Annotated in this window: 16 protein-coding genes and 1 pseudogene; 10 read left to right on the top strand and 7 right to left on the bottom strand. The window is 74.9% G+C overall.

Going from position 1 to position 17,651, the window contains the following annotated elements; genetic code table 11:
• Positions 1-80 precede the first annotated feature (80 nt).
• Positions 81-941: a siderophore-interacting protein gene (locus AB0H53_RS11355; protein ID WP_362109999.1), complete on the bottom strand. Its 861-nt coding sequence runs from the start codon at positions 939-941 to the stop codon at positions 81-83.
• Between the two features lie 157 nt (positions 942-1,098).
• Here AB0H53_RS11355 and AB0H53_RS11350 point away from each other — a divergent pair, with 157 nt between their 5' ends.
• Complete coding sequence (locus AB0H53_RS11350) at positions 1,099-1,299, top strand: hypothetical protein (protein ID WP_362109997.1); 201 nt, start codon at positions 1,099-1,101, stop codon at positions 1,297-1,299.
• A gap of 223 nt (positions 1,300-1,522) precedes the next feature.
• Here the strand turns inward: AB0H53_RS11350 and AB0H53_RS11345 are convergent, their stop codons facing one another.
• Both AB0H53_RS11345 and AB0H53_RS11340 read right to left on the bottom strand, forming a co-directional pair.
• Positions 1,523-2,521, bottom strand: a complete 999-nt coding sequence (locus tag AB0H53_RS11345) for an iron-containing redox enzyme family protein (RefSeq protein ID WP_362109995.1) — start codon at positions 2,519-2,521, stop codon at positions 1,523-1,525.
• Positions 2,518-4,077: an FAD-dependent oxidoreductase gene (locus AB0H53_RS11340; protein ID WP_362109993.1), complete on the bottom strand. Its 1,560-nt coding sequence runs from the start codon at positions 4,075-4,077 to the stop codon at positions 2,518-2,520. Before AB0H53_RS11340 ends, AB0H53_RS11345 begins: the two co-directional genes overlap by 4 nt.
• A 51-nt stretch (positions 4,078-4,128) precedes the next feature.
• Here AB0H53_RS11340 and AB0H53_RS11335 point away from each other — a divergent pair, with 51 nt between their 5' ends.
• From AB0H53_RS11335 to AB0H53_RS11305, 7 genes and pseudogenes are all read left to right on the top strand, one after another.
• Complete coding sequence (locus tag AB0H53_RS11335; RefSeq protein WP_362109991.1) at positions 4,129-4,794, top strand: HemK2/MTQ2 family protein methyltransferase; 666 nt, start codon at positions 4,129-4,131, stop codon at positions 4,792-4,794.
• A complete protein-coding gene (locus AB0H53_RS11330) occupies positions 4,778-4,996 on the top strand; it encodes a CDGSH iron-sulfur domain-containing protein (protein ID WP_362109989.1) in 219 nt (72 codons plus the stop codon). The genes AB0H53_RS11335 and AB0H53_RS11330 overlap by 17 nt, the downstream gene beginning before the upstream one ends.
• Before the next feature lie 28 nt (positions 4,997-5,024).
• Complete coding sequence (locus AB0H53_RS11325; protein WP_362109987.1) at positions 5,025-5,270, top strand: DUF6480 family protein; 246 nt, start codon at positions 5,025-5,027, stop codon at positions 5,268-5,270.
• A gap of 48 nt (positions 5,271-5,318) precedes the next feature.
• Positions 5,319-5,735, top strand: coding sequence for a CBS domain-containing protein (locus AB0H53_RS11320; RefSeq protein WP_362109985.1), 417 nt, complete (start codon positions 5,319-5,321; stop codon positions 5,733-5,735).
• A 9-nt stretch (positions 5,736-5,744) separates the two neighbouring features.
• A complete protein-coding gene (locus AB0H53_RS11315; RefSeq protein ID WP_362109984.1) occupies positions 5,745-6,656 on the top strand; it encodes a DUF72 domain-containing protein in 912 nt (303 codons plus the stop codon).
• Between the two features lie 526 nt (positions 6,657-7,182).
• Positions 7,183-8,581: pseudogene (locus tag AB0H53_RS11310) on the top strand (serine/threonine-protein kinase); the annotation flags it as partial.
• Positions 8,582-8,600: 19 nt separating this feature from the next.
• Positions 8,601-10,145 (top strand): NAD(P)/FAD-dependent oxidoreductase, encoded by a 1,545-nt coding sequence (locus AB0H53_RS11305; RefSeq protein WP_362109982.1) that lies wholly within the window; start codon positions 8,601-8,603, stop codon positions 10,143-10,145.
• Positions 10,146-10,234: 89 nt separating this feature from the next.
• On the opposite strand, the gene AB0H53_RS11300 is transcribed toward AB0H53_RS11305, so the two are convergent.
• The gene (locus AB0H53_RS11300; protein WP_362109980.1) at positions 10,235-10,408 is read right to left on the bottom strand and encodes a hypothetical protein; all 174 of its coding nucleotides are present in this window, start codon (positions 10,406-10,408) and stop codon (positions 10,235-10,237) included.
• 275 nt (positions 10,409-10,683) lie between these two features.
• On the opposite strand from AB0H53_RS11300, the gene AB0H53_RS11295 reads away from it, so the two are divergent.
• Positions 10,684-11,541, top strand: coding sequence for a GNAT family N-acetyltransferase (locus tag AB0H53_RS11295; protein WP_362109978.1), 858 nt, complete (start codon positions 10,684-10,686; stop codon positions 11,539-11,541).
• 116 nt (positions 11,542-11,657) lie between these two features.
• Here the strand turns inward: AB0H53_RS11295 and AB0H53_RS11290 are convergent, their stop codons facing one another.
• Both AB0H53_RS11290 and AB0H53_RS11285 read right to left on the bottom strand, forming a co-directional pair.
• Positions 11,658-11,852 carry an antitoxin gene (locus AB0H53_RS11290; RefSeq protein WP_362109976.1) on the bottom strand — a complete coding sequence of 65 codons (195 nt, stop codon included), beginning with the start codon at positions 11,850-11,852 and terminating at the stop codon, positions 11,658-11,660.
• Between the two features lie 97 nt (positions 11,853-11,949).
• On the bottom strand, positions 11,950-13,662 hold the full coding sequence (locus tag AB0H53_RS11285) for a serine hydrolase (protein WP_362110191.1): 1,713 nt from the start codon (positions 13,660-13,662) through the stop codon (positions 11,950-11,952).
• A 312-nt stretch (positions 13,663-13,974) separates the two neighbouring features.
• Here AB0H53_RS11285 and AB0H53_RS11280 point away from each other — a divergent pair, with 312 nt between their 5' ends.
• Positions 13,975-15,084 (top strand): ionic transporter y4hA, encoded by a 1,110-nt coding sequence (locus AB0H53_RS11280; protein WP_362109974.1) that lies wholly within the window; start codon positions 13,975-13,977, stop codon positions 15,082-15,084.
• On the opposite strand, the gene AB0H53_RS11275 is transcribed toward AB0H53_RS11280, so the two are convergent.
• Positions 15,074-17,497 (bottom strand): penicillin acylase family protein, encoded by a 2,424-nt coding sequence (locus tag AB0H53_RS11275; RefSeq protein WP_362109972.1) that lies wholly within the window; start codon positions 17,495-17,497, stop codon positions 15,074-15,076. The genes AB0H53_RS11280 and AB0H53_RS11275 overlap by 11 nt on opposite strands.
• Positions 17,498-17,651 lie beyond the last annotated feature (154 nt).

Raw genomic sequence — 17,651 nt, 5'->3', positions numbered from 1 at the left:
CAACGGCGGCCCGCCTCCGAGCGGTACGCGGCCCGGTGGGGAAGCCGCGGTCGGACCCCGGCTCCGGGAGGCCCGTGGGTTCAGCCGTCGAGGCCGGCGAGCCGTTCCCGCGCCTCGGCCAGATCCTCCGGAGTCGGGGCGTCGTCCTGGCTCAGCCGGTGGCGCCAGTAGCCGGTGAAGTCCACCGATCCCCTGGCCAGGCCCCGCTCGCCGACCAGGTGCCGGCGCAGGGCCCGTACCACGCCCGCCTCACCCGCGAGCCACGCGCACCCCTGACCGGACGGCAGGTCCGCCGTCCGTACCGCCTCCAGCAGCAGCCCCCGGCCGTGCAGCCAGTGCACGGTCAGCTCCCCGGAGCTCGGCAGCGGCTGCTCCTCCGCCGGGTCGGGCACCTCCACGTAGGCCACCGCCCGGTGGCCCGCCGGCAGCGCCTCGGCGATCGTGCCGAGCGCCGGCAGGGCGCACTGGTCCCCGGCCAGCAGCGTCCAGCCGGCCGTGCCCGCCGCCACGGGGCCGGCGAAGGCGGCCGAAGGACCGAACATCCCGAGCGTGTCGCCGGGCCGCGCGCGGCGTGCCCAGCGGGTGGCGGGACCCTCGTCCGCCGCGTCGCCGTGCAGCAGGAAGTCGATGTCGACGGTCCGCCGCCCCGGGTCGTGCGCCCGGATCGTGTAACTGCGCATCCACGGCCGCTCGTGTTCCGGGATCGCCTGGTAGGCGGCGTACCAGCGCATCACGTCGCCGTCCGCCCCGTCCGGTTCCGGCAGCACGGGTGCGCTCCGGCCCGGCTTGGGGAAGAACAGCTTGACCTGCTGGTCGGGGCCGGCCAGGAGGAAGTCGGCGAGGGCCGGTCCGCCGAAGGTGATCCGGACCATCCGCGGGGTGACCCGGCGGACGGCGGTGACCCGGACGTGGCGGACGGGCAGCGGTGCGGACTGGCTCATCGGGGGCTCCTCGGTCGAGCGGTGCCGGACGGTTCGCGCCCACGGTCACAGCCGCCACCGACATCCTTCCGACACCGTGCCGACACGGGCGGTGCAGCACGTGCGATGCGGGTACTCGGCGACGACAATGTCCAGTGCAGACGAACAAGGAGGCGGCATGAACGCTGAGTCCGATTCGATCTCCCAGCGCGAGGGCGTCACTCCGGACGCCCTCCTGCACAGCGGCGCGGAGGGTGAGTTCACCGCGGAGGACGTGGTGCTCGCCTCGGGGCGTGACGTCAATCCCGAGAACCTCGCCTGGGCGGAGCGCAGGATGGCCGAGAAGGGCAAGGCGGCCCTGGACGAACTGCTTCCCTGATCCCCCGGCCCCGGCCGGGGGATCAAAGGCCGACGTCGGCGGGCCGCGCGACCGTGTCCCGGTGTCCCGCGGGAGCGGGCCGCGTGGCCCGATGTCCCGCCGCGCCAGCGGCGCCGTTCCGCGCCGGGGCGCGAGTGCGCGCCCGCCGGGTCCGGGCCGGCCCGTGGCTCGCGCGCGGGAGCCACGGGCCGGGCCCGGGACCCCCGGCCCCGCGCGGGGCCGCCTACGCGGGGGCCGGCGGCGGCAGCGGGGGCAGCGGCCGGCGCAGCGACGTGCGGCCCGCGTCCCACGCCTCCAGCACCTCGTCCGCCCACCGGTCGTCCAGCCAGGTCGTGGCCCTGATGCCGAACACCACGTCCGCCGCGAGTCCCGGCTCGCGGGCCAGCAGGTCGCCGAGCACGTCGCGGCGCATCACCTGCTCGTGCACGGCGTCCGCCTCGATGTGCTCGGTGAAGAACCGTACGCACCGCTCCTCGGCGTCCAGCCGCTCCAGTGCCTTCGCCATCCGCCGGGCACCGGGCGGCGAGGTGATCTCGATGACGGCGAACGTGCCGACCGCCGCGCCCCGCAGCGACCGGTGCAGCCCGAACAGGGACATCGCGTTGACCTGGGCGAGCGTGGTGGCCGGAGCCAGGTCCAGGTACCTCCCGTACGACGGGTCGAGCCCCGCCCCGTCCATCAGCTCCGCGAACAGGTGCGCGTGCACCCGCTCCGCGCGCCCGCCGCCGAACTCGTCGAACGCCACCGCCACCAGCGAGGCCTTCGCCTGCCCCTCCAGCCGGGGGACCAGCCACGCCTGCGGGTCGGACTCCTTGAGCTGGTACAGCGAACGGTGCGCGAGGTACTCGCGCATCAGCTCCCAGGTCCCCCCGTCCATCAGCCGGTGGGACACCCCCTGCCCGTCCACCGGCTCCACCAGCAACGGCTCGATCGCCGCCGCCACGTCGTCGTCGGCGGGCACCGCCTCGCGCAGCGCCGCCAGGAAGGCCTCCTCCATGGGGCGGCGCAGCCCCAGCAGCGCCGGGTCCCACTCCCGCTCGTCGGGCACGCCCTCCAGCGCCCGGTAGTGCGGCTCGTAGCTCAGGTACAGCGCCAGTTGCAGGTCCTCGCCCAGCGGGTCCGCCCCGGCCACGCTCACTTCCGGCGCCGTCCCCTCCAGCAGGACGCGCCGTACGGCCGCCGACAGCGGCCCCCGCTCCTCGGGCATCGGTCCCACGCTCACGAGTTCTCCTCCGTACCGTCCATGTCCACCTGCTCCAGCGGCCGTACCGCCGGTCCCTGCGTCACCTTGCCGTCCACGTCGAAGCGCGAACCGTGGCACGGGCACTCCCAGGCGCACTCCTCGTCGTTGAAGTGCACGATGCAGCCCATGTGGGTGCAGCGCGCGGACACCGCGTGCAGCGCCCCCGAGGCGTCCCGGTGCACCGCCAGGCGCCGTCCGGCGACGCGCACCACCGCGCCCCCGCCCGGCGCGATGTCCTCCACCGAGTCGGCGTGCGCGCCGGGCACCCGGTCGCCGATGAAGTGCTTGGCCACCTGGGCCTGCAGCCGCAGTATCGCCGGCGCCTCGCGCACCGGGTGCAGCCGCACCGGGTCGTACAGACTCGTCCAGGCCGGTTCCCGGCCGCGCATGCGGGCGGCGAGCAGCGCGCCCGCCATCACCCCGTTGCTCATGCCCCAGCCGGCGAAGCCGGTCGCCACGTAGGTGTGCCGGGAGCCCGGATGCAGCCTGCCCACGTACGGGACCCGGTCGGTGGTGTGGTTGTCCTGGGTGGCCCACCGGTGGGAGAGCCGCACGCCCGGGAACCGTTCGCGGGCCCACGAGGCGAGCCGTTCGTACCGGGCGCCGACCTCGCCCTCGTCGACCGTGCCCGGGGTGAACTTCTCACCGGTGACGATCAGCAGCCGCTGCCCGTCCGTGTACGGCGCGGTGCGCACCGAGCGGGTACCGCCCTCCGGCGTCAGGAACACCCCGCCCGGGTCGCGGCCGGCGGGCAGTGCCCCGGCCACCACCAGTTCCCGCTTGGGCTCCAGCCGGGTGAACAGCAGCGCCCGGTCGAACACCGGGTAGTGCGTGGCGATCACCACGTCGCGTGCCCTCACCGTGTGCCCGGCGCTCGTGGTCACCTCGCACGGGGTGCCCTCCTTCAGACCGGTCACCCTGGTCCGCTCGAAGATCCTCCCGCCCAGCACCTCCAGGTCGGCGGCGAGCGCCAGCAGGTACTTGCGCGGGTGGAACTGCGCCTGGTCCTCGACCCGGACCGCCCCCGCCACCGGGAAGGGCAGTGGCACATCCGTCACGTACGAGGCGGCCAGCCCGGCCGCGCGGGCCGCCTCCGCCTCCTCGCGGAGCTCGTCGGTCTTCCCCGGGTCCTCGGTGTAGGTGTACGCGGGCACCCGCTCCAGGTCGCAGTCGACACCCAGCTCCTCGCTCACTTCCGCCACCCGCTCCACCGCGAGCTGCTGGGAGTGCGCGTACAGCCGCGCGGCCCGCGCACCGTGGACGGACCGGATCCGCGCGTACGCCAGGCCGTGCAGCGAGGACAGCTTGGCCGTGGTGTGCCCGGTCACCCCGGAGGCGATCCGGTCGGCCTCCAGCAGCACCACCCGGTGTCCCGCGCGCGCCATCTCCCAGGCCGTGCACAGGCCGGCGACACCGCCGCCCACCACGGCCACCTCGGCCTCGACGGACTCACCGAGGGCCGGCCGGTCAGGTCCCGGGGCGTACTCCATCCACAGCGAACCGGAACGGGAACCGGAACCGGACTGGTTGGTCATCACTTAACTCCTCAACCGTTTCAGCGGAGATCTTCGAGGTACCCGCTACGCATGCGACTACTCAGACCGCGCGGCGTGTACGCCCCCCAGGAGGACACGGCGCTGCTCGCCCGAGCCGCCCGCAGTGAGCTGCGCACTCTGCGCCAGCAGCCCAACGTCGACGTCGTGGACGTGCTCGACGTGGGCACCGGCACCGGGGCGCTGGCCCTAGTGGCGGCCCAGCAGGCATCGGCGCGGGTGACCGCCGTGGACATATCCCGGCGGGCGGTGCTCGCCGCGCGCCTGAACGCCCGCCGCCACCGGCTGCCGGTCTCCGTGCGCCGGGGTGACCTCACCGGCCCCGTCGCGGACCGGCGCTTCCACCTCATCGTGTCCAACCCGCCGTACGTACTGTCGCCGGGCCGTGCCCGTGGCGCCCAGCGCACCTGGAACGCCGGCACCGACGGGCGGGCCGTCCTGGACCGGCTCTGCGCCGACGCGCCCGGGCTGCTGCGTGACTCCGGGGTCCTGCTGCTGGTGCAGTCCGCCCTCTCGGGCGTGGACACCACCCTCGACCAGCTCCGGGACAGCGGGCTGCGGGCCCGGGTCGAGCTGCGCGAGACGATCCCCTTCGGTCCGGTGATGGCCCGGCACGCCGACTGGCTGGAGCGGCGCGGAGCCATCCCCCCCGGCGAACGCAAGGAAGAGCTGGTGGTGATCCGTGCGCAGCGGAGCTGAACGCGTGGTGATCGACCCGGAGGGCCCGATACTCCTCGACGGGCCGGTCGAGGTGACGACCCCGGACGGCGACACGGTCCGCTCCGACCGCTTCATGGTGGCCGTGTGCACCTGCCGCCGCAGCCGCCGCTACCCGTGGTGCGACACCAGCCACCGGCGCCGGACCCGCCGAGCGGGTGAGCGGGAAGCGGAGGGTGATTGAAAGCGCCGGGGCTGCGCACTCGTACCCCATGACCTACCGGAACCCCAACCCCAATCCCGACCCGGACCCGGACCGCACCGCCGGTCCCGCCCCCGGCGGCGGCGTGCCACCGGGTGAGACACCGCCCGACGAGTCGAGCATGAGCGGGGCCGGGCCCCAGGAGACGCACAACCCGACGACCGGCTGGGCCAAGGCCCCGCTGGCCGTGATCCTGCTGATCTCCGTACTGGTGGCGGCCCTGTTCGCCGCCATGGCGGTGATGATCGCACTCTGAACGGCCCACGGCCTTCGGCGGGCACGAGCAACGAGGAGGACACCGCGCATGGCGACCGCACGGCAGCTGACGACCAAGGACGCCGAGTACGTCGGGGAGGACGAGACCCTGACGCGGGCCGCCGGGAGGATGACCCGGCTCGGTGTCGGCGCGCTGCCGATCCGCGACGGTGACGACAGGCTCACGGGCGTGTTCACCGACCGCGACATCGTGGTGGAGGCGCTCGGCGCCGGCAAGGATCCCGCCACCACCACCGCCGGCGACCTCGCCCAGGGCGAGGTCGTCCACGTCGACCCGGACGACGACGCGCGGCTGGTGCTGCGCGGGACGACCCGGCACCAGGTCCGCAGGCTGCCGGTGATCGACGAACACCGCCTGGTCGGCATGATCGCCCAGGCCGCCGTGGCGCGGGCGCTGCCGGATCCACAGGGGGGCGACCTGCTGCAGGCGCTGTCCACCGACTGAGCGGCCGCCATGACGGGCCGCGTGCTGGTGGGAACCTGCTCCTGGACGGACAAGGCACTGGTCGCGAGCGGCTGGTACCCGCCCGGCTCGCGGGACGCGGAGGGCCGGCTGCGGCACTACGCGTCCCGCTTCCCGGTCGTGGAGGTCGACTCGACGTACTACGCGCTGCCCTCGGCCCGGAACGCCGGGCTCTGGGCCGAGCGCACCCCCGACGGTTTCGTGTTCGACGTCAAGGCGTTCGCCCCGCTGACCGGGCATCCGGTCACCGTCGGCGCGCTACCGCCCTCCCTGCGCCCGCCGGGACTGCCCGGCTCCGCCCGGCTGCGGGCGGGCCGGCTCCCGCCCGATGTGCTCGCCGAACTCTGGTACCTGTTCCACGAGGCTCTGGAACCGCTGCGCGCGGCCGGCCGGCTGGGCGCGGTGCTGTTCCAGTTCCCGCCGTGGTTCGCGCCGGACGAGCGGGCGTACGCCTACCTCGACGAGTGCCGTGAGCGGGCGGGCGGGACGATCGCCGTGGAGTTCCGGCACCCGGCGTGGTTCGCCGCCGAGCACCTGAGCGCCACGGCCGAGTTCCTGAAGACTCGGGACTTGCCGTTCGTGGCCGTCGACATGGCCCAGGGCCTGGCCGGGTCGCTGCCGCCGGTGACGCTCGCCACCTCGCCCCGGCTCGCGGTCGTACGGTTCCACGGCCGCAGCGCCGCCTGGGGCACCGGCAGCAAGGAGGACCGGTTCCGGCACGTCTACACCCCCGGTGAGCTGTCGCCGTGGGTGGGACGGGTACGGGAACTGGCGCGCGCGGCCGACGAGGTGCACGTGCTGTTCAACAACTGCTGCGGCGACTCCGCCGTGCGCGCCGCGCGGACCATGACGGAACTCCTCACCGGCGCCGCCCCGGAGGAGTCGGCACCGCGAGCGAGGTGACGGGACACCTGGGTCCGGGGGGTGGCCGGCGGCAGCGCCGAACGCGGGGACCGGTCCCGAGCGGATCCACCGACGGGCGGCACCCGGCCGGGCGGCCGGGGGGTACGGGGCGGCCCGCCCGCCCCTGGTGGTGGGGCGGGGCCGGGACCGGGCCTGTTCGGCCCCGCCCCGGTGACCCGGCAGCCGCACCACAAGCGCGCGTCGTCGTCGTCGTCGACGACAACACCTCCCTGGACGACGCCCGGGGCCGCCTCAGGAGGGCCGCCGGCTTCGCCGGCACCCGCACCTGCGGCACGGGGCGGGCCGCCGGGCGGGCCGGCGCCCGGGCCCCGGCCCGGGCCCGGCCGTGGCGGCGGGCGTCGGCGCTCGAGTACGCCCCGCTGCCTCCGTACGCCCACCGGCGGTACGGCGGGCCGGCACCGGACCCGCGGACCGTCCCGTCCGGACCCGTACCCGTTCCGGGCACCGGCCGCCATACTGGACGGCCGGGGAGGGCGTAGCGATTCGACGGGGGCGAGAGCGCGCTATGGGCGACATCGGGCTGCTGCTCCAGGGCCGTTACCGGCTGCTGGAGGTGATCGGACGCGGGGGCATGGGGGAGGTCTGGCGCGCCACCGACGAGGCACTGGGCCGCCGGGTCGCGGTCAAGTGCCTCAAGCCGCTCGGACCGCGGCGGGACGAGAACCTCACCCGGGCGCTGCGCGAGCGCTTCCGCCGCGAGGCCCGGGTCGCCGCGGCGCTCCAGCACCGGGGCGTCACCGTCGTCCACGACTTCGGTGAGGACGACGGGGTGCTCTACCTGGTGATGGAGCTGCTGGAGGGCCGCAACCTCAGCCAGCTCATGGCGGACAACGCCCACCGGCCGCTGCCGCTGCGCGACGTCCTCGGCGTCGCCGAACAGATCGCCGACGCGCTCGCCTACACCCACCGGCAGGGCATAGTGCACCGGGACCTGAAGCCCGCCAACATCATGCGGTTGCCCGACGGCACCGTGAAGATCTGCGACTTCGGCATCGCCCGCCTGGGCGGCGACATCGGCTTCACCTCCCGGCTCACCGGCACCGGCATCGCCATGGGCACCCCGCACTACATGTCGCCCGAGCAGATCGGCGGCGGGCAGGTGGACCACCGCAGCGACCTGTACTCGCTGGGCTGCGTGCTCTACGAGATCGCCACCGGCGCCCCGCCGTTCGACCTGGACGACGCCTGGTCGATCCTGGTCGGGCACCGCGACACCCCGCCCCGGCCGCTGCGTACGCACCGGGCGGAGGTGCCCGCCTCCCTCGACCGGATCGTGCTGGACCTGCTCGCCAAGTCACCCGAGGGCCGCCCCGCGGACGCCGCGGACCTGCGCCGCCGCATCTCCCACGCCCTTCCGGCCCTGGTGGCGCCGGAGACCGCGTCCGACCCCCGCCCGGGGCCGCCGGCGCGCGCACCGGGGCTGCCCTCCTGGACCGGTGGCATGTCCACCGGACCCAAGGCGGTCGGCGCGGCCCTCCTGGGCGCCACTCCGCTCGACCCGTCGGCGGGACTCACCGGCGGCTGGACCACCCCCCGCCCACCGGGCCCCGCCACCGTGCCCCCCGCCGCCCCGCCCGGCCGGCACGCGGAGGCCTACCGGGCGGCCTGCGAGGTGGCCGCCGCGCGCGCCCGGGTGCTCGGCCCCGAACATCCCGACACCCTGGTCAGCATGGGCGAGGTCGCCCACGCGCTGGGGCGGCTGGAACGCTGGACCGAGGCACTCGCCGTGCACCGCAGGGTCGCCGACGCCCGGGCCCGGGTGCTGGGCGAGAGCCACCCGGACACCCTGGCCGGCCGCCACGACCAGGCGCACTGCCTGGAGCGGCTGGGCCGGCCCGCCGAGGCGGCCGGACTGTACCGGCGGATCGCCGCCCTGCGCGAAGCACCCTGGTCCCGACCGGCCGCCGCGTGCTACGAAGAGCCATGACCGCAACGCGCCGGTACGACGCCGTCATCGTCGGCGGCGGCCACAACGCCCTGGTCGCCGCCGCCTATCTGGCCCGCGCCGGGCGCACCGTGCTGGTCCTGGAACGGCTGGCGGCCACCGGCGGGGCCGCGGTCTCCGCCCGGCCGTTCGCCGGTGTGGACGCCCGCCTCTCCCGCTACTCCTACCTGGTGTCCCTGCTGCCGCGGAAGATCGTGCGCGAGCTGGGCCTGCGGTTCACCGTGCGCCGGCGCGCCGTCTCCTCGTACACGCCCGTCGAACGCGCCGGCCGGCCGGGCGGGCTGCTGGTGGGCGCGGGCCGCACCCGCGCCTCGTTCGCCGCGCTCACCGGATCGGACGCCGAGTACGCCGCCTGGCGGCGGTTCCAGGCGATGACCGCCCGGGTCGCCGAACGGGTCTTCCCCACGCTCACCGGGCCGCTGCCCGCCCGCGCCGCCCTGCGCGCCCGGATCGGGGACGAGCGGGCCTGGCGCGCGTTCTTCGAGGAACCGGTCGGCGTCGTGATCGAGGAGCACTTCCAGGACGACCTCGTACGGGGCGTGGTGCTGACGGACGCCCTGATCGGCACCTTCGCCGACGCCCATGATCCGTCGCTGGTCCAGAACCGCTGCTTCCTGTACCACGTGATCGGCGGGGGCACCGGCGACTGGAACGTGCCCGTCGGCGGCATGGGCGCGCTGACCGACGCGCTCGCGGGAGCGGCCCGGGCGGCGGGCGCCGAGCTGCGCACCGGCCATGAGGTGACCCGGGTGGAGACCGACGGCCGCAGCGCCGAGGTGACCTTCCGCACCGCCGGCGCGGAGGGCACGGTGGCCGCCCGGCACGTCCTGGTGGGCGCCTCTCCCCATGTCCTGGCCGGGCTGCTCGGCGAGCAGGCCCCACCCCCGGCCGAGGGCGCCCAACTGAAGGTCAACATGGTGCTGGAGCGGCTGCCCCGGCTCCGGGACCCGTCCGTCGACCCGCGCCAGGCGTTCGCGGGGACCTTCCACGTCGCCGAGGGATACCGGCAGTTGGCCGACGCCCACCGGGAGGCGGCGGCGGGCCGGCTGCCGAGCGCCCCGCCCTGCGAGCTCTACTGCCATTCGCTGAGCGACCCGTCGATCCTCGGGCCCGGCCCCGCCGCCCGGGGGTACCAGACGCTCACCCTCTTCGGCCTGCACGCCCCGGCGCGGCTCTTCGCCCGCGACAACGACGCCGCACGCGCGGCCCTCCTCACGGCCACGCTCGCCACCCTCGACGCCCACCTGGCGGAACCGCTCGCGGACTGCCTCGCCGTCGACGCCGAGGGCCGCCCGTGCGTCGAGGCCAGTACCCCGCTGGACCTGGTACGGGACCTGCGGCTGCCCGGTGGCCACATCTTCCACGGTGACCTGGCCTTCCCGTACGCCTCCGGGGCGACCGGCCGGTGGGGAGTGGAGACCGGTCACGCCAACGTGCTGCTGTGCGGGGCGGGCGCGGTACGCGGCGGCGGCGTCAGCGGCGTCCCGGGACACAACGCCGCGATGGCCGCGCTGGGCCGCTGAGGCACCGGACCGGCGCCGGACACGCGGATGGGCGCCCCGCCCGGGGCGCCCATCCGAGGACCCGTCAGGGTCCGTGGCCGTACTGCCCGTCAGGTGGCGAAGCAGGTGGCGTGCAGGTCCTGGACCTTGACGTCACCGGCCTTCACATGACCGCCGGACAGCCAGCAGCCTTCGACGTCGGCGGGGGAGGCCGCCGCCGGAGCGGCGGCCAGGAAGCCGACAGCCAGCAGACCGGTAAGAACGAGCGAAATGCGCCGAAGCATGGTTTCTCCTTCGAGAGAGGGACTCGGCACGACTGTTCATCAGGGAGGGCCGCCCCGCACCCCGAGTGGTGCGGGCGGGTGGCCCCGGCGCTCTCGTGTCACCCGGATTCACCACCCCCCGCGGCGGCGCACACTTTAGGACAGAACCACTCAGGATCGTGCCCATGGCATGGGACGCGTGGTTGCCAGCGAGGTGGCGGGCGCGTTTGATTGAAAGCGGAAGAAGCGCAAGCGGAAGCGGCCCATGGTGGTTGGGCCGGGAAGGAGACGCCGAAGTGGAACTCGTACTGCGCCGCGGAAGGGCGGACGACGCCAAGGACTGCGGCACGATCTGTTTCGAGGCGTTCTCCGCGATCGCCCGCGCGCACGGCTTCCCGTCCGACATCCCGACCGGTGACGAGGCCACCGGCATGATGGAGCATCTGCTCGAACATCCGGGGTTCTACAGCGTGGTGGCCGAGCTCGACGGCCGGATCGTGGGCAGCAACCATCTCGACGAGCGGTCGAGGATCGCCGGCGTCGGGCCTCTCACCGTCGACCCGGCCGTCCAGAACTCGGGTGTCGGGCGCCGGCTGATGCGGGCCGTACTGGACCGGGCCGCCGAACGGCGGGCCGCCGGCGTCCGGCTGCTGCAGAGCGGCTACCACAGCCGTTCGTTCGCGCTCTACGCCAGTCTCGGGTTCGAGTTCCGCGAGACGCTGGCCTGCCTGCAGGGTCCGCCGATCGGCACTTCGCTGCCCGGCTACCGGGTGCGGCCGGCGACCGAGGAGGACCTGGCGGCCTGCGACGAGCTGTGCCGCGGTGTGCACGGCTTCGACCGCGGCGGTGAGCTCGCCGACGCCGTACGGGCGGGCACCGCCCGGGTGACCGAACACGACGGACGGATCACCGGCTACGCCACCGACCTGGGCTTCAACGCGCACGCGGTGGGAGAGACGTCCGAGGACGTCAAGGCCCTGATCGCCGCGGCGCCCGCCTTCGGTGGCCCCGGCATCCTCGTACCGGCCCGTGACACGGCCCTGCTCCACTGGTGCCTGGCACACGGCCTGAAGGTGCAGCAGCTGATGAGCCTGATGACCGTCGGGCTCTACCAGGAACCGGGCGGCGCGTTCCTGCCGTCCATCACCTACTGACGGCCGCCGAGCGGTACGGACACCCGGCACGGGCGCCCCGACGGCGCGCGCCGGGGCCCGGACCGGCGGGCGGCGCGTACGGCGCGCCGCCGGTCCGGGCCGCGGGCGGTGGCTGGTCAGGTCCGGGTCGGGGGGTCCTGCTTCGGGTCGCTGCCGAACTCGTCCCTGATCCTCTGCTGGCCGGTGTCGACCTGGCCGCTGTACTTGCCCCGGGTCCGCTTGTCCACGTGGTCGCCGGCCTTGTCGACCGCCCTGCCGGTCTGCTCCTCGTGGCCCTTCAGCTTGCTCTTGATCTTGTCCAACATGGACATTGGGTCAACCTCCTGGCCGAGTGGTTCCCCCGGCTCCAGTGTCGCCGCAGGGCGCGCCCGGCGCATCCGCGAAGCGGGCCCGGCCACCGGCGGGGCGTCAGTCGCGGGAAGGGACCCAGCCCGCCGCCTCGACCCGGGCCGCGTCGGCGGGCCTGGCCTCGTCGAAGAGGGTGCGGTGGCCGTCCTGGACCCGGATGCCGTCCACGTACACCCCGCGCCCCACGTACAGCCGGTCGGTCGTGTACCGCCAGCGCAGGCGCACCGCCGTGCCGCGCCACCCCGACAGGTCCGCCTCCAGCCGGTGCCAGACCCGTCCCGACCAGCCGGTCACCGACCCGGCCGGGCGCGGGTCCTCGCCGTCGCGCGCGGTGGTGAACGCGAGCGGCGACCAGGTGGCACCCGAGTCGTCCGACGCCTCCAGGAACAGCGCGTCCGCGCCGGGCTCGGTGTCCCACCACAGCGCACAGCGCAGCCGGGCGCGCGGCGACGCGGGGGTGAGGGCGGGCAGGGTGAGGGTGGCGGTCCGGTCCGCCGTCATGCCGGCGAACCAGGCGGCGCGCCCGCGCACGGGACGGACGGGCACCGCCCTGGCCATGTTGTTCGCGGCGGCCACCCGGGGCGCGGAGCCGGAGCGCCAGGTGCGCGAGGGGTGCACCGAGTTGCCCAGGACGATCAGGAAGGAGTCCGTGGTCGGGTCGAGGACCAGGCTGGTGCCGGTGAAGCCGGTGTGGCCCGCGGTGCGCGGCGTGGCCATGGCGCCCATGTACCAGTGCTGGTGGAGCTCGAAGCCCAGGCCGTGCTCGTCGCCGGGGAAGGCGGTGTTGAAGTCGGTGAACATCAGCTCCACCGACTCGGGCCGCAGCACGCGGGCCCGCCCGTAGGCGCCGCCGTTGAGGAGCGTACGGGCCAGGACGGCCAGGTCCCAGGCGCAGGAGAAGACTCCCGCGTGGCCCGCGACGCCGCCGAGGCCGAAGGCGTTCTCGTCGTGCACCTCGCCCCACACCAAGCCCCGGTCCAGCCCCGACCAGGGCCGCCGGGCGTCCTCGGTGGCGGCGATACGGGGCCGCCACGAGGCCGGCGGGTTGAAGCGGGTGCGGCTCATGCCGAGCGGGGCGGTGATCTCCTCGCGCAGCAGCACGTCCAGCGGGTGGCCGGTGATCTCCTCCAGGACCAGTTGCAGGGTGATGAGGTTGAGGTCGGAGTAGAGGTACGCGCTGCCGGGGGGACGCGCCGGGACCTGCCGCCACAGCCGCCGCAGCTTCCCCTCCCTGGTCGGTTCCTCGTAGAGCGGGATCCACGCGGGGAGCCCGGAGGTGTGGGTGAGCAGTTGGCGGACCGTGATGTCCTGCTTGCCGCCGCCGGCGAAGTCCGGGAGGTGGGCGGTGACCCGCCCCTCCAGCTCCAGGGCGCCGCGTTCGATCTGCTGCACGGCCAGGATCGAGGTGAACAGCTTGGTGACCGACGCCAGGTCGAAGACGGTGTCCCCGGCCATCGGGACGCGGCGGTCGGCCGGGAGCTCCACGCCCGTGCCGGTCTTCTCGTCGTAGCCGGAGTAGCGCACCGCGTGTCCGATGGCCCGGTGCAGCGCGACCGTGCCGCCTCGGCCCGCGAGCAGTACCGCCCCCGCGTACCAGGGGTGCCTGGGGGAGGGGCCCAGGAACCGTTCGGCGTCAGCCACCAGTTGGTCCAGATGCTCCTGGAGCAGTCCGGCCCGCTCGGCGGAGCCGGGGCGCAGGGTCGGCCGCCCGCCGTGGGCGGGGCCGTGGACGGCGGCGGCCGCCGGGGCGGCGCCCGGCACCGGACCGATCATCAGCGCACCTCCCAGAGCCAGGACGCCGCCACCCAGCCGGCGCCTGGTGACACCGCTGCTCCTCGTCTCCCCGGAGGCCGGGCCGGATCCGTCCGCCGCCGTGCTCCCGGGGTGCCCGTCTCTTCCACTCATGGTCGCCCACCCTCCCTGAAGGAACCCTCCGGATCCGTCCGCCACGGTGGAGACTTTTGTGGGCTTGCATGGGCACGTCAAGAAGGTGGGTGCGGTGGAGTTCCACCGGCCACCCTCCCGGCACCCCGTTTCGGCCCAGCGTGCCGCGCGCCGCGTGCACCGCTCTGGCAGCGTGGCCGCATGAGCGGCACCCCGGCACGGCAGGCAGCGCCACTGCGGCAGTGGACCACATGGGCGCCGCTCGTCGCGGTGGCCGTCCTGGCCGCCTGCTGGGGCCGTGACCTGCCCGGCCCGGCCGTCGCCGTGGTCGGACTCTGCCTGATCGGCTCCGTCCTGGCCGCCGTGCACCACGCCGAAGTCGTCGCCCACCGGGTCGGCGAGCCCTTCGGCTCCCTGGTCCTGGCCGTCGCGGTGACCGTCATCGAGGTCGGGCTCATCGTCATGCTGATGGCCGGTGGCGGCGACAAGGCGTCCACCTACGCCCGCGACACCGTCTTCGCCGCCTTCATGATCACCTGTAATGGGATCGTCGGCCTGTCCCTCCTGGTCGCGACCCTGCGTACCCGGACCACCGTCTTCAACGCCGAGGGCTCCGGCGGCGCGCTGGCCACCGTGACCACCCTCGCGGCCATGACCCTCGTCCTTCCCGCCTTCACCACCGGCCACCCCGGCCCGGAGTTCACCGGTGTCCAGCTCGCCTTCGCCGCGGTCGCCTCGCTGTGCCTGTACGGGCTCTTCGTCGCGGTGCAGACCGTCCGGCACCGCGACTACTTCCTGCCGGTCACCCGCGACGGCGCCCCGGCCGGCCCCGGTGACCACGCCCCGCCACCCACCGCCCGCGAGACCTGGTGGAGCCTGGGGCTGCTGGTGGTGGCACTCGTCGCGGTCGTCGGCAACGCCAAACTCGTCTCACCCTCCATCGAGTCGGGCGTCGAGACGGCCGGGCTGCCGAACGCGGTCGTCGGCGTCGTCATCGCGCTGATGGTGCTCCTGCCGGAAACCCTCGCGGCGGTGCGCGCCGCGCGCCGGGACCGCGTGCAGACCAGCCTCAACCTGGCCTACGGCTCCGCCATCGCCAGCATCGGCCTGACGATCCCGGCCATCGCGCTCGCCTCGGTGTGGCTGTCCGGACCCCTGGTGCTGGGGCTGGGCCCCCTGCACCTGGTGCTGCTCGCGCTCACGGCGGCGGTCAGTGCCCTGACCGTGGTGCCCGGACGGGCCACTCTCCTCCAGGGTGGCGTGCACCTGGTGCTGTTCGCCGCTTTCGTCTTCCTCTCGTTCAGCCCCTGACCCGCACCACTCTCAGCTCCGGGTCGGCCAGGATGTCCCGCTCGCAGAACCGGGCGGTCACCCAGCGCTCACCCGAGTACCGCGCCGTCTGGTCGCTGAAGTGCGGCGAGTGCGGGTTCGCGGACTGGGAGTACGTCAGCAGCGTCCGCGCCACCGGGCAGCGGCCGCCGTCCCAGCCGACCGCCTGGATGTGGCTGGAACCTTGTGCCACCTCCGGATAACCTCCGCCCGCCGGGTCCCACCGGGCCTCGGTCTTGTTCCAGACGCCCAGCGCCTCGGTGCCGCCGGGCACCGGGTAACGCCTGCCGCCGCGCACCACGAACTGGTGCGCGCCGAGCGGCGCGTCCAGCGCGATCCCCGCCGCCCGCAGCTCGGCCACGGCCTGCCGCAGCGCCGTGCCGAAAGCGGGCGAGGAGGTGTTCAGGGTGTGCGGGGTACGGACCGGGTCGGCCGCCGAGAACGGCACCTGCCACTGCTCGGCGGGTGGCGCGGCCGCCGTGAACCGGCGCCAGAAGCGGTCGAAGAGCAGTGCGCCCTGGCTGCCGGTGTCCGTCGTCCGGTCCCAGCGGCCGAGCACCCCGCACGCCTCGGCGTCGTCCGGCAGCGCGGCCGGGCAGGCCCTCGCCGCGTCGGCGGCGGCCAGGTCCCCGGCCGGCGCCCGGTTGGCGAACTGCTGGAACCGCAGGTCCGCCACCGTGAGTCCGCCCCTGGCCGCCATCGCGGCGACGTCCTCGACAGCGCCCCGGGTGCGCAGCGAACGCGGCGTGGCGACCGTCCCGAACACCCGCTCGTAGCCGGTCAGCGGGCGCTCGGCGTTGGCCAGCCAGGCGCTGTCGTTGGAGTTCACGGCGTACGGCGCGTCCTTGAGCACCGGCATCCGCGACGGTCCGAGGATTCCCGGCTGCACGGCGTCGCGGTCCGCGCCGAGGGCGCAATCACCGCGCGAACCGTCCAGCACCGCGACTCCGGAAGCCGGATACGTCACCTGGCCCAGCGGTGTCGAACAGCGCCGCGCCAGTTCCTCGGTGATGCGCGGCAGCACCTGCGACTGGGTGAACAGGGTGTGCCCGGCCGCGTCCGCCGCGATCGTGTTCACCCACGGCAGCCCCTGGGTGCGGCGAAGCGCGTCCAGCACGTCCCGCGTCGAGCGGGCCCCGGCGAAACCCAGCGCGGTGTCGCCCGCGCGCAGGTTGACGGCGTTGGGGTCGTTCAGCGCGTACGCCGTCGTCTCCGACCACGGCAGCGGCAGGGACCTGCCGAGCGAGGTGACGACCGGCCCGTACCGGGTCCACCACTGGGTACGGGTGACCGGCGGGCCGTCCTTGACCGGCACCGTGACCGTCCGCCTCGCCATCCGCTCCCGCCTGCCGTCGACCAGGTGGACGGTGGGGTCGGCCGGGTCGAGGGAGAGCTGGTGCAGGTTGAGCGTCACCCCGGTGGCGACCGTGTGGCTCCAGGCCACCTTGTCGGTGAAGCCGATGCTGACCCCGGTGGTGCCCAGCAGCGATCCGCCCGAGACGTTGAGCTCGCCCGGGATGGTCTGCTGCGACTGCCAGAACCGGCGTCCGCCGTGCCACGGGTAGTGCGGGTTGCCCAGCAGCAGGCCGCGCCCGTTCGCGGTCGTGGAACCGCTGAAGGCCACCGCGTTGGAACCCATGTCGGCGGTCGAGGTGTCGAACAGCGCACGGGCCGCCTCGGCCGTACGGGCCGGGTCCGCGCGCCCCTCCGGCCCGGGGCCCGGGGGCCGGGCGGCCGTGATGCCGTCCACGGCGCGGCCCTGGCCGCCGAGCACGGCCAGGGCGAAAGCGCGCCCGGCGACGTCCAGTCGCCCGACCGGCCGGACCCAGTCGGCACCCCGGCACGCGGGATCGGTGATCCTGTTCCGCTCGAGCCAGGCGTTGTAACCGGCCGCCCAGCCGCGCATCATCTCCCGCACCCGGTGACTGGGGCCGGCCGGGGCGGGGGCGGCGAGCAGCCGTTCCACCGTGCCCGCGTCCCGTACCCCGCGGAAGTACAGGTCACTGGAGAAGTTGGTGGTGGCGGACGACAGCGAACCGTCGGGCGCGGCGTCCGGCCCGAAGTGCCGGGAGCGGTCCCCGCGCACGGTCACGAACCCGTCGGCGAGGACACACACCTGGTCGGCCGCCTGCGCCCAGCCGGTGCCGAAGCCCAGGCCCGCGTAGTCGCCGGCCACGATGTGCGGGATGCCGTACCCGGTGTACCGGATGACGGCGGACAGGCCGCCACCGGACGAGTGGTGCCGTCCTCCGGGCGCGGCGGGGGAGGGAGCCGCGGGTGCGACGGAACCGGCGAGCGCGGCCACCGCGAGCGCGGCCGGCAGCAGGCTCCTCAGGCGGGTGCGGAAGTGCAACGTGCCTCCCGGAGGGGCGGATGCGGATCCTCGTCGGACCATGCACCCACCCGCCCGCCCGCTGTGTCAACACCGCGTCCGGCGGCACCCCGTCCCGCCCCGGCCGGTCCGGCGCCCAGGAATCCCACCCTCCGGATCGCCCCGGCCCGGCCCCGGCCCGGCCCCCCGGTCCGCCGGTGCAGGCCGCCGATGCCGG

Origin of the sequence: Streptomyces sp. NPDC050856, assembly GCF_040653855.1 — a bacterium.
Taxonomy (GTDB): Bacteria; Actinomycetota; Actinomycetes; order Streptomycetales; family Streptomycetaceae; genus Streptomyces.
Note: the sequence above shows the minus strand (reverse complement) of the source record. Positions and strands in the feature narration are given on the sequence as shown.

Coding starts and splice junctions, on each gene's coding strand:
- AB0H53_RS11355 (WP_362109999.1), bottom strand. CDS start 941: ATGAGCCAGTCCGCACCGCTGCCCGTCCGCCACGTCCGGGTCACCGCC.
- AB0H53_RS11275 (WP_362109972.1), bottom strand. CDS start 17,497: ATGGTCCGACGAGGATCCGCATCCGCCCCTCCGGGAGGCACGTTGCAC.
- AB0H53_RS11340 (WP_362109993.1), bottom strand. CDS start 4,077: ATGACCAACCAGTCCGGTTCCGGTTCCCGTTCCGGTTCGCTGTGGATG.
- AB0H53_RS11290 (WP_362109976.1), bottom strand. CDS start 11,852: ATGTCCATGTTGGACAAGATCAAGAGCAAGCTGAAGGGCCACGAGGAG.
- AB0H53_RS11285 (WP_362110191.1), bottom strand. CDS start 13,662: ATGATCGGTCCGGTGCCGGGCGCCGCCCCGGCGGCCGCCGCCGTCCAC.
- AB0H53_RS11325 (WP_362109987.1), top strand. CDS start 5,025: ATGACCTACCGGAACCCCAACCCCAATCCCGACCCGGACCCGGACCGC.
- AB0H53_RS11320 (WP_362109985.1), top strand. CDS start 5,319: ATGGCGACCGCACGGCAGCTGACGACCAAGGACGCCGAGTACGTCGGG.
- AB0H53_RS11300 (WP_362109980.1), bottom strand. CDS start 10,408: ATGCTTCGGCGCATTTCGCTCGTTCTTACCGGTCTGCTGGCTGTCGGC.
- AB0H53_RS11335 (WP_362109991.1), top strand. CDS start 4,129: ATGCGACTACTCAGACCGCGCGGCGTGTACGCCCCCCAGGAGGACACG.
- AB0H53_RS11305 (WP_362109982.1), top strand. CDS start 8,601: ATGACCGCAACGCGCCGGTACGACGCCGTCATCGTCGGCGGCGGCCAC.
- AB0H53_RS11280 (WP_362109974.1), top strand. CDS start 13,975: ATGAGCGGCACCCCGGCACGGCAGGCAGCGCCACTGCGGCAGTGGACC.
- AB0H53_RS11350 (WP_362109997.1), top strand. CDS start 1,099: ATGAACGCTGAGTCCGATTCGATCTCCCAGCGCGAGGGCGTCACTCCG.
- AB0H53_RS11315 (WP_362109984.1), top strand. CDS start 5,745: ATGACGGGCCGCGTGCTGGTGGGAACCTGCTCCTGGACGGACAAGGCA.